The organism is Caulobacter sp. P1_B12_2 (assembly GCF_056406675.1).
Map to the genome: position 1 here is coordinate 1 of NZ_JBFTZS010000191.1, position 10,896 is coordinate 10,896.

Sequence of the window (10,896 nt, forward strand, 5' to 3'; positions counted from 1 at the left end):
CCGCCACGCCGTCAAACGCCTTCACCCCTCACCCTCCCATTGCTGCGCAATGGGCCCCTCCTTCTCCCTCTGGGAGAAGGGTGGCCCCTCCTTCTCCCTCTGGGAGAAGGGTCTCCAGAGGCGGGAGAGGGTCGAAACTACACATTCAGCAACAGGAACTCCCGCTCCCACGGGCTGATCGTGCGCATGAAGGTTTCGTACTCGGCCTGTTTCACCGTGGCGTAGGCGTCGCAGAAGGTCGCGCCCAGGATTTCGACCAGCGGCTTGGCGGCCTCGAACAAGGCCACCGATTCCAGCAGGCTGCGGGGCAGTTCGATGCCGCGGATGTTGGCGTCGGTGTCGACCGGGGCGGTGGGCGACAGGTTGTGGACCATGCCCAGATAGCCGGCCGCCAGCACCGCCGCGATCGCCAGGTAGGGATTGGCGTCCGACGAGGGGATGCGGTTCTCGACCCGGCGGTTGGCCGGATCGGACGGCGGCACCCGCAGGCCGCAGGTGCGGTTGTCGTAGCCCCACTGGGTGTTGACCGGCGCCCCGCTGTCGCGCGCGATCCGGCGGTAGGAGTTCACGTAGGGCGCCAGGATCGCCATGATCGCCGGCAGGTAGCGCTGCTGGCCGGCGATGAAGGCGTAGAACAGCGGCGTGGCCTCGCTGGTCTTCGGGTCCGAGAACAGGTTCTCGCCGTCGGGGCCCAGGATCGACTGGTGGATGTGCATGGCGCTGCCGGGCTCGGCGGCCATCGGCTTGGCCATGAAGGTGGCGTAGATCTCGTGCTCCAGCGCCACCTCGCGGATGGTGCGCTTGAACATGAACACCTGGTCGGCCAGCTCCAGCGGATTGCCGTGCCGCAGATTGATCTCCATCTGGGCCACGCCGCTTTCGTGGATCAGGGTGTCGATCTCCAGGCCCTGGCGCTCCGAGTACTCGTACATGTCCTCGAACAGGGCGTCGAACTCGTTGACCGCGGCGATCGAATAGCCCTGGCGGCCGGTCTCGGGACGGCCCGAGCGGCCTACCGGGGGTTTGAGCGGATAGTCGGGATCGGTGTTCTTCTCGACCAGGTAGAACTCGATCTCCGGGGCCACGATCGGGTCCCAGCCCTTCTCGCGATAGAGCGCCACCACCCGGCGCAGCACCTGGCGCGGGCTCTCCTCGACCGGCCGGCCGTCGGGGTGGAAGGCGTCGTGGATCACCTGGGCGGTCGGGTCCTGGGCCCAGGGCACCACGGCCAGGGTGGCGAGGTCCGGCGTGAGGATGACGTCGGTGTCGGCCTGCACGGAGTTCACCGCCCCCTCGAACTCGGGGAAGTCGCCGGTGATGGTCTGGTAGAACACCGCCAGCGGCAGGTTCATCGACGGGGTGGCCAGGAACTTGCGCACCGGCATGATCTTGCCCCGCGCCACGCCGGCCAGGTCGGGCACGACGCATTCGATTTCCTCGATGTTCTGCCGCGCGAACCAGTCCTTGGCGTCGTCGAGAGAGCCCACGCCGCGCGTGGTCTTGGGGGCCGGTTTGGATTTCTTGTCTTTGTACTTCACGGGGGCGCTCCTCGCGCTTTGGAAGTCTAGTCTCTTTGAGATCGGCGACAATCGCGCCGTCCGACGGCTACGGCTGGAAGTGTTCGCATGGCGGAGGTTTCGCGGATGGTCCGATCGCGGGACTTCCGGTAGAATTACCGGTAATCACAGATGCGAGTTCATCCGAGATGACGGCGATCAAGGCGATCATGTCCCAGAACGGCGGAGTGACCTTTCCGCCCGACGTCCGCGCGGCGGCGGGCCTGGAACACGGCGGTCCCGTGGTGATCGAGGTCGTTGACGGCGAACTGCATGTGCGCAGCATCAAGCAGGTCATGGACCGCGCCCGCGAAGTCGCTCGCAAGATCATCGGTGACCAGCCGGGCGCATCGGTCGATGACTTCCTGGCGGAGCGGCGGCGCGAAGCCGAGTCCGAGGATTGACGGTCGTCCTCGACGCCTCGGCGCTGATCGCGACCTTGAAGGATGAGCCGGGCGCGGATCGGGCCGATGCTGTCCTGCACGACTCGACCATGACCACATTCAACCTCGCGGAGGTGGTTGGCCATTTCGCAAAGCTGGGCGCCAGCCGTGACGATATTGCCGCCCTGCTGAGCGACTTGCCGATTGTCTATATTGCACCGGACGAAGCGCTGGCGATCGAGGCGGGCCTGATGCTGCCGGCCACGCGCAAGGCCGGCCTTTCCCTGGGCGACCGGTTCTGCCTGGCCCTGGCCCGCGCCACGAACGCGACGGCGCTGACCGCCGATCGGGCGTGGAAGGACGTGGCCGAGGAACTCGGCGTCGAGGTCGAACTTATTCGCTGAGGGACTGAAGGGGCGCATCGGCGATCATCCTCGCCGTGCGCCCGCGAGACTGTCCGTACTCATCCCGCCGCCTCCGGCTTCAACGCCCGCAGCACCGGCTCGGCTTCGTCCAGCGACTTGCGGATGATGCCCACCAGCGCGTCGATCTCCGCGTGGGTGATGATCAACGGCGGGCAGCAGACGATGCTGTCGCGGATGGCGCGGACCATCAGGCCGTTGGCGATGCACAGGTCGCGGACCACGGGCCCGGCCTCGCCTTCCTTGTCGAGGAAGCGCAAGTTCGCGCCCTTCTCGCGCACGATCTCGACCGCGCCGATCAGGCCCAGCGAGCGGGTCTCGCCGACCAGCGGATGGTCGTTCAGCGTGGCCAGGGCCTTGGCGAGGTACGGCCCGGTGTCGTCGCGGGTGCGTTCGACCAGGCCCTCGCGCTCGATGATCTCGATGTTCTTCAGGGCCACGGCGGCGCAGGTCGGGTGGCCCGAATAGGTGAAGCCGTGGATGAAGTCGCCGCCCTTTTCGCGAAGTTCGGCGACGATGTGGTCGGCCACGCCGACGGCCGAGATCGGCAGGTAGCCGGACGACAGCCCCTTGGCCATGGCGATCATGTCGGGCTTGATCCCGTAGTGCTGGTGGCCGAACCACTGGCCCAGCCGCCCAAAGCCGCAGATCACCTCGTCGCAGACCAGCAGGATCCCGTACTTGCGGCACAGGGCCTCGACGGCGGGCCAGTAGCCGTCCGGCGGGATGATCACCCCGCCCGCGCCCTGCACGGGTTCGCCGATGAAGGCCGCGACATTCTCGGGGCCGACCTCGAGGATCTTGTCCTCGATCGCCTTGACGGCCCGGTCGCGGAAGGCGGCCGGGTCCTCGCCGAAGCCTTCGCCGAATTGATAGGGCTGCATCACGTGATGGACGCCGGGGATCGGCAGGTCGCCCTGGGCATGCATGTGCTTCATGCCGCCCAGGCTGACCCCGGCCACGGTCGAGCCGTGATAGGCGTTCCAGCGGCTGATGAAGGCCGTGCGGCTTGGCTCCCCTTTAAGCTTCCAATAGTGGCGGGCCAGGCGGAAGACCGTGTCGTTGGCCTCCGACCCGGACGAATTGTAGAAGACGTGGGTCAGGTTCCCGCCCATCTTCTCGGCGATCTTGGCCGCCAGCCGGATCGGCGGCGGCGAGGCCGTCTTGAAGAAGGTGTTGTAGTAGGGCAGCTCCAGCATCTGGTCGTAGGCGGCCTGGGCCAGCTCTTCGCGGCCGTAGCCGACATTGACGCACCAGAGGCCCGCCATGCCGTCGAGGATCTGGTGGCCCTCGCCGTCGTGGATGTAGACGCCGTCGGCCCGGGTGATGATCCGGCTGCCGCCCAGCTCGGCCAGGACCTTGTGGTCGGCCTGGGCCGGCAGGTGATGGGCCAGGTCCAGGCGCTTCAGCTCGGCGATGTCGTGGTTGCGGATCGGGACGGTCATCGGGGTGCTCCTGGGGTCTTTTCTTGTTCTCTAAAATCCGCTCATCCCGGCGAAGGCCGGGACCCAGATCCTATGGCGCCTGGGCTGACTGGATGGATGCTGCGCTCAAGGAGCCCACCTCAGCGCTCCGCTATCTGGGTCCCGGCATTCGCCGGGATGAGCGGATCAAGGGGGGCGCCCCGCAGCGCCCGGCCGAACACCTGGAAGAACGCCTGGCTCTGCGGATTGCGCTCGGTCTTCCATTCGGGATGCCATTGCACCGCCAGGACGGGCGCGCCGTTGATCTTGGCCGACACCGCCTCGACCACGCCGTCGGGCGCGCGGGCCTCGACCAGCAGGCCCTCGCCCAGGCGGTCGACGCCCTGGTAGTGCACGGAATTGACGGTGGCCGCCTCGGCGTTGAACGCCGTCGCCAACACGCCGCCGGGCGTCAGGCGGACGGCGTGCTCGTGGTCGAACATGCCGTCGAAGTCGACCTCGTCGGGGGCGTGGTGGGCCAGCGGCGCGCCTTCCGCGGACATGTCGCGCCGAAGCGTGCCGCCGAACGCGACGTTGATTTCCTGGAAGCCCCGGCAAACGCCGAACACCGGGCGGCCCAGGTCGAGCATGGCCTTGATCAGGTCGGCGGTCATCGTGTCGCGCGCGGCGTCGAACGGGCCGGGGGCGTCGGGGACGTCCTGGCCGTAGAGGGCGGGGTCGAGGTTGGACGGGCTGCCGGTCAGCATCAGGCCGTCGAGGCGGGATGCGACTTCCGAGGCCTTCATCAGCTGCGGCATCGACGGGACCAGCAGGGCCGCGGCGTCGGCGTAGCGCATGGCGCTGGCGACGTAGCGGTTCATCACCGCCTGGGCGGGTTCGATCCCGACGGTGCGGGTGCAGCAGATGATCCCGGCGACGGGTCTCATGTGGAGCTCTCCCACTTGCCCCCTACGGACCGCTTCGCGGTCGTCTTCCCCCATAGGGGGAAGAGGATCGCCGCCGGCGCCGCGCGAGTTCCTCCGCCCCCTATGGGGGCGGACAGGCGGCGCAGCCGCCAGGTGGGGGCAAGGGGGTGAGCCACCGTCATCACGACAACAACACCGCCGGCGAACACGCATGCCAGCCCAGCCAGACCGCCTCGCCCAACTTGAAGTCCTCCTGGTCCCAGCGCGTCAGGTTCGGGCGCGTGACCTTGATCCGGCGGCCGCTCTTGATCTCGACCTCGTAGACGCTCTGGCCGCCCAGATAGGCCTCGTGCTTGATCACCCCGGCCACGGCGTTCTGGCCGTGCGGGCAGTCGCCCATGTTCGGCGGCGGCGAGCCGTCCGGGCGCTTGTGCAGCTCGATCTTCTCGGGCCGCAGCGCCGCCCAAACCGTGCCACCCCGCGCGCCGGTGACGCCGTGATCCAGGAAGATGTCGCAGTCCAGGTCGGGCGACTTGACCACCGCGTGGCTGGGCTCGTCGACCGCCAGCACGCCCTCGAACAGGTTCACGCTGCCGATGAAGTCGGCCACGAAGCGGCTGTTGGGGAACTCGTAGAGGTCGCTCGGCCCCGCCACCTGCTGCAGCACGCCGCGGTTCATCACCGCGCAACGCGACGCCAGGGCCAGGGCCTCGTCCTGGTCGTGGGTGACCATGATGAACGTGATGCCGACCTTCTCCTGCAGGGTGCACAGCTCGGTGCGCATCTGGTCGCGCAGCTTGGCGTCCAGGGCCGACAGCGGCTCGTCCAGCAGCAGGACGCGCGGCCGCTTGACCAGAGCCCGGGCCAGGGCGACGCGCTGGCGCTGGCCGCCCGACAGCTGGTCGGGCCGGCGCTGGGCCAGGCCGTGCAGCTGGACCAGATCCAGCGCCTCCTCCACCCGCTTGTCGCGTTCGGCCTTGCCGACGCGGTCGACCTTCAGGCCGTAGGCGACGTTGTCGGCCACGCTCATGTGCGGGAACACGGCGTAGGACTGGAACACCATGTTCACCGGCCGCTTGTTGGGCGGCACGGTCGAGACGTCCTGGCCGTCGATCAGGATGCGGCCCTCGGTCGGCGTCTCGAACCCGGCCAGCATCCGCAGCAGGGTGGTCTTGCCGCAGCCCGACGGACCCAGCAGCGAGAAGAACTCGCCCTCCTGGATCGACAGGGACACGTTGTCGACGGCCACCATCTTGCCGAAGCGCTTGGTGACGTTCTCGAAGGTGATGATGGGTTGGTTGGTGCTCACGTCGTCTGCCCCCGAGACACGTCGAATTCAGTCGTTGAGCGGCCGCTGGACGCCCCCTCCGTCACGCTGCGTATTCGCAGTGCGCCACCTCCCCCGCGATGCGGGTGAGGAGGATGCGCGCCGACCTTCTCCTCCCCCGTGAAACGGGGGAGGAGGCGCGAGGCGCAGCCTCGTGACGGAGGGGGCGTCCGGCCGCTCATTTGCCGTCCCCATGCGCGCCCGCCACGCCCGCCGGGTCGCCCTGCAGCTTCAGCGCCACCGCCGTCAGGATCACCGTCAGCACGATCAGGATCGTCGAGGCCGCGTTGACCTCCGGGGTCACCGAGAAGCGGACCATCGAATAGACCTTCACCGGGAAGGTCACCGTGTCCGGCCCGGCGGTGAAGAAGGTGATGACGAAGTCGTCCAGGCTGAGGGTGAAGGCCAGCAGGGCGCCGGCCACCAGCGACGGGGCCATGTGCGGCAGGATCACGTCGCGGATCGTGCGCCACTCGCCGGCCCCCAGGTCGCGGGCCGCCTCCTCCATCTCGCGATTGAAGCTGGCCATGCGGGCGCGCACCACCACCGCCACGAACGGGAATGAGAACGACACGTGGGCGATGGTGATGGCCCCCAGGTTCAGCGGCCAGGGCAGGCCCACGGGCCAGGGCAGGACCTTGGCGAAGAACACCAGCATGGCCACGCCCATGCAGATCTCGGGCACCACGATCGGCAGGGCCAGGGCGCCGTCCAGCACCGTCTTGCCCGGAAAGCGGAACCGCCACAGCACCAGGGCGACCATGGCGCCCAGGGCCACGCTCAGCACCGTGCACAGGGCCGCGATGGTCAGGGAGTTGACGAAGGCCTCGATCAGCCCGTCGTTGTTGAAGGCCTTCTCGTAATATTTGAGCGTGAAGCCCTTCCAGACGATGTTGCGCCGGCTGTCGTTGAAGCTGAACACCATCAGGGCGATCAGCGGCGCGTAGAGGAACACCCCGACGGCGGCCAGCCAGGCCTGCATCTGCCAGCGGCGGAGATATTCGAGGGGGCCGGGCGGGGATTTGCGGAGCTTGGTCATGCGCGCACCTCTCCCTTCCCCCTCGATGGGGGAAGGGTCGGGGATGGGGGTGACAGCGGTTCAGGATGGAGCGCGGCCGTGGGCAAGCCCGCCGCCGTAGTCACCCCCACCCCTGGCCCCTCCCCCATCAAGGGGGAGGGGAAATGGTTGAAACTCATGCCGCCGTCCCCTTTTTCCGACCCAGCAGCGCCTGCACCGCGATGGCCACGAAGGTCAGGTACATCAGCAGGAACGACAGGGCCGCGCCGAACGGCCAGTCGTTGGCGCGCTTGAACTGGCGCTCGATGACGTTGGCGATCATCTGGCTGTCGGGGCCGCCCAGCAGGTCGGGCGTCAGATAGGCCCCCAGCGCCGGGATGAAGGTGATCAGCACGCCCGAGGCGATGCCCGGCAGGGCCAGCGGCACGACCACCTTGAACAGGGTCCGCATGTGTCCGGCGCCCAGGTCGAGACTGGCCTCCAGCAGCGACTTGTCCAGCCGGTCCAGGGCCGAATAGAGGGGCAGCACCATGAACGGCAGGTGGACGTAGACCAGGCCGACGATCACCGCGAAATTGGTGTGCATCATCTCGATCGGCTGGAACGGGGCCAGGGGCAGAACCTTGTCGGCCAGGGTCCACAGCCACTCGAGCGACTTGTTGATGTAGCCCTCGTTGCGCAGCACGGCGATCAGGGCGTAGGTGCGGATCAGCAGATTCGTCCAGAACGGCAGCATGATCAGCAGCAGCAGCCAGGTCTTGGCCTTCTGCGAGGCGAAGGTGATGGCCAGGGCGACCGGGAAGCCGATCACCAGGCAGAGGCCGGTGGTCAGGGCGGCCACCCCGGCCGACTTCAGGAAGATCTTCAGGTACAGCGGCTCGATCGCCCGGGCGTAGTTCTTGAACGTGCCGGTGATGACGATCTGGGTCAGGCCCTCGTTGTGGCCGAAGCTGTAGCCCCAGACGATGGCCAGCGGGATCAGGAAGAACAGCACCAGCCACACCAGCGGCGCGGCCAGCGCCGTGGCGAAGACGGATTTCGCCCGTTTCCAGCTCTGCTCCATCCCATACCCCTTCATCTCAAAAGGCTGTCATCCCGGACGTAGCGCAGCGAAGATCCGGGACCGCCGGAAGCGCCGCGCCCTGGCGTCGGTCCCGGCTCTTCGCGCTGCGCGCTCGTCCGGGATGACAGCCGTTTTTGGCGGGGCCCGTACTCGCACTTGGCCAGGGCCTCGGCGGGCGGGAAGATCACGGGGTTGTCCTTGTATTCCGGCGGCATCAGCGCCTTGGCCGCCGCGTTGGGCGTCGGGTAGAGGATCGTCTTGGAGATCGCGGCGCCGGCCTGGGCGTCCAACAGGTAGTTGATGAACTTGTGCGCGTTGTCCGGACGCGGCGCGCCCTTGGGGATGCACAGGGTGTCGGAGTTCAGCAGGCTGCCTTCCTTGGGGACGATGAAGTCCAGGTCGGGGTCTTCCTTCATCACCTGGGCGATGTCGCCGTTGTACTCCAGCACCAGGTCCACATCGCCGGCCAGCAGCATGTCCTGGCCGTTGTCGTCGTGGAACGCCTTCACGTAGGGCTTCTGGTGGATCAGCATCTTCTCGATCTCGACCAGCAGCTCGGGCGGGATGTCGTTGACGCTGTGGCCCTTGTACTTGGCGGCCAGGCGGATCAGGTCGGCGCTTTCCGACAGCAGGGCGATGCGGCCGTTATATTGGGCGCTGTCGAACAGGTACTTCCAGCTGTCGGGAACGCCCTTCACCTTCGATTTGCGGTAGCCGATGCCCAGCACCAGCCAGGTGTAGGGCATGGAGAACTTGCGGCCCTTGTCGTAGTCGGGGTCGAGGAAGGCCGGGTCGATGTTCTTGATGTTGGGGATCTTGGCGTGGTCCAGTTCCTCCAGCATGCCCGCCTGGCCCATGCGGGTGACGAACTCGTTGGACGGCACGATCACGTCGTAGCCGGCGTTGCCCGCCTTCAGCTTGGCGAACAGCTCGTCGTTGGTGGCGAACAGGCTCATATTGACATCGACGCCGGTGGACTTCTTGAAGTCGGCCAGGGTCGTCTCGCCGATATAGGTGTCCCAGTTGTAGAAGTTCAGCTTGGCCTCTTCGCCGTTGGCCGACTTGGTCGCCTCGGCGGCCGGCTTCTGCCCGCAGGCGGTGAAGCTGATGCCGATGGCGGCGGCGCCCATGGCCGTCAGCAGCGAGCGGCGGGTGCCGAGAATGCGGTTGGTGCTCATGGCCTTGGTGTCTCCCCTTGAATTCGTCTGACCCAAAAAACCTGTCATCCCGGACAAGGCCCGAAGGGCCGCCGATCCGGGACCGCCGGAAGCGCCTGCGTTCACGCGCCGGTCCCGGATCTTCGCGCTACGCGCTCGTCCGGGATGACAACCGAAAACAGACTTCCAGATCTATTCCACTCCAACTCCACGCCCAGCGCCCCGCCGTCAGGCGTTGCGCAGATACCAGTCATAATCCAGCTGGGTGACCACCTCGGCGAAGCGCGCCTGTTCGGTGCGCTTGACCGAGACGAACATCTCCACGAACCGCTCGCCCAGATAGTCGCGCAGCACGTCGGACGCCTCGAACAGATTGACCGCCGCGTACCAGTCGGTGGGCAGGCGGATCTTCTCCTTGGCCGCGGCCGCGTAGCCGTCGCCGACCACCGCCGGGCCCGGATCGATCTTGTTGCTGATGCCGTGGTGGGCGCAGGCCAGCAGCACGGCCAGCACCAGGTACGGATTGGCGTCGGCCCCGGCCACACGGTGCTCCACATGCCGGGTCGGCGGCGGGCCGGCGGGCACGCGAAGGCTGACCGTGCGGTTGTTGACGCCCCAGGTCGGGGCCACGGGCGCGTAGCTGTTGGCCTTGAAGCGGCGATAGGAATTGGCGTTGGGCGCCAGGATGGCCATGCACTGCGCCATCAGCACCTTCATGCCGCCGATCGCGTGCTTGAGAAGCTGCGAGCCTTCCGGATCCTCGGCGGCGCAGAGGTTGTTGCCCTCGGCGTCGTTGAAGCTGACATGGACGTGGAAGCCGTTGCCGGCCTGGTCGGCCCAGGGCTTGGCCATGAAGGTGGCTTCGCTGCCGTGGCGCAGGGCCACGCCCTTGGCGGCCCGCTTGTAGCGCAGGGCGTCGTCGGCGGCTTCCAGGGCGTCGGGCTTGTGCTTGAGGGTCAGCTCGATCTGGCCCGGGGCGAACTCCGAGATGGCCCCCTCCAGCGGCACGCCCAGCACGTCGCAGACGCTCCACAACTCGCGCAGGAACGGGGCCTGGGCCTCCAGCTCGGGCAGGCCGTAGACCTGGGTGCCCTGCGGCCGCTCGCCGGTCTGGTGGGAGCGGGCCGGCAGCAGTTCGCCGTTCAGGCCGCGGATCTGGTCGACCAGGTAATATTCCAGCTCGCAGGCCGCGACCGGTGTCAGGCCGTCGGCGGCGAAGCGGTCCAGCACGCGTCGCAGCACATGGCGGGGATCCAGGTCGTTGGCCGCCCCGTCCAGCTCGTACAGCGACAGCATGACCTGGGCCATGTCGGCGCCCAGCCAGGGGGCCAGGGTCAGGGTTCCCGGCACCGGCCGCGCCCGGCGGTCGGCGTCGCCGTCCTCCCAGACCAGGCCCGTCTCCTCGCAGTCGGCGCCGTTGGTGTCGACCACCAGGATCGAGCCCGGCAGGAACCGGCCGTAGTCATAGACCGCCTGCAGCTCGTGGATCCGCAGGCGCTTGCCACGGGGAACGCCAGTCATGCTGGTGAAGAACACGTCGACGTACTTCACCTGCGGGTTCGCGGCGAGGAAGTCGATGCATTCCTGGGGGTCGGCGACCATGGATGAAGTCATGAGCGCACTCCGAAACCCTCTCCCGGA

General features: G+C 67.6%; 10 protein-coding genes. 2 read left to right on the plus strand and 8 right to left on the minus strand.

Annotated elements, in window-relative coordinates:
• Positions 1-137 precede the first annotated feature (137 nt).
• Positions 138-1,538 (minus strand): glutamine synthetase family protein, encoded by a 1,401-nt coding sequence (locus tag AC1DZ6_RS13350; protein WP_477097655.1) that lies wholly within the window; start codon positions 1,536-1,538, stop codon positions 138-140.
• Between the two features lie 167 nt (positions 1,539-1,705).
• Here AC1DZ6_RS13350 and AC1DZ6_RS13355 point away from each other — a divergent pair, with 167 nt between their 5' ends.
• Together AC1DZ6_RS13355 and AC1DZ6_RS13360 are read left to right on the plus strand one after the other, a co-directional pair.
• The gene (locus tag AC1DZ6_RS13355; RefSeq protein WP_477097656.1) at positions 1,706-1,960 is read left to right on the plus strand and encodes an AbrB/MazE/SpoVT family DNA-binding domain-containing protein; all 255 of its coding nucleotides are present in this window, start codon (positions 1,706-1,708) and stop codon (positions 1,958-1,960) included.
• Complete coding sequence (locus AC1DZ6_RS13360) at positions 1,957-2,343, plus strand: type II toxin-antitoxin system VapC family toxin (protein ID WP_477097657.1); 387 nt, start codon at positions 1,957-1,959, stop codon at positions 2,341-2,343. The genes AC1DZ6_RS13355 and AC1DZ6_RS13360 overlap by 4 nt, the downstream gene beginning before the upstream one ends.
• A gap of 59 nt (positions 2,344-2,402) precedes the next feature.
• Here AC1DZ6_RS13360 and AC1DZ6_RS13365 read toward each other — a convergent pair whose 3' ends face one another.
• From AC1DZ6_RS13365 to AC1DZ6_RS13395, 7 genes are all read right to left on the minus strand, one after another.
• Positions 2,403-3,806, minus strand: a complete 1,404-nt coding sequence (locus AC1DZ6_RS13365) for an aspartate aminotransferase family protein (protein WP_477097658.1) — start codon at positions 3,804-3,806, stop codon at positions 2,403-2,405.
• Positions 3,807-3,925: 119 nt separating this feature from the next.
• A complete protein-coding gene (locus tag AC1DZ6_RS13370) occupies positions 3,926-4,711 on the minus strand; it encodes a gamma-glutamyl-gamma-aminobutyrate hydrolase family protein (RefSeq protein WP_477097659.1) in 786 nt (261 codons plus the stop codon).
• Positions 4,712-4,871: 160 nt separating this feature from the next.
• Positions 4,872-5,942, minus strand: a complete 1,071-nt coding sequence (locus AC1DZ6_RS13375; protein ID WP_477097664.1) for an ABC transporter ATP-binding protein — start codon at positions 5,940-5,942, stop codon at positions 4,872-4,874.
• A gap of 253 nt (positions 5,943-6,195) precedes the next feature.
• A complete protein-coding gene (locus AC1DZ6_RS13380) occupies positions 6,196-7,056 on the minus strand; it encodes an ABC transporter permease (protein WP_477097660.1) in 861 nt (286 codons plus the stop codon).
• 154 nt (positions 7,057-7,210) lie between these two features.
• Positions 7,211-8,098 (minus strand): ABC transporter permease, encoded by an 888-nt coding sequence (locus tag AC1DZ6_RS13385; RefSeq protein WP_477097661.1) that lies wholly within the window; start codon positions 8,096-8,098, stop codon positions 7,211-7,213.
• Positions 8,099-8,109: 11 nt separating this feature from the next.
• Complete coding sequence (locus AC1DZ6_RS13390) at positions 8,110-9,276, minus strand: ABC transporter substrate-binding protein (protein WP_477097662.1); 1,167 nt, start codon at positions 9,274-9,276, stop codon at positions 8,110-8,112.
• 207 nt (positions 9,277-9,483) lie between these two features.
• Positions 9,484-10,869 carry a glutamine synthetase family protein gene (locus tag AC1DZ6_RS13395; protein WP_477097663.1) on the minus strand — a complete coding sequence of 462 codons (1,386 nt, stop codon included), beginning with the start codon at positions 10,867-10,869 and terminating at the stop codon, positions 9,484-9,486.
• Positions 10,870-10,896 lie beyond the last annotated feature (27 nt).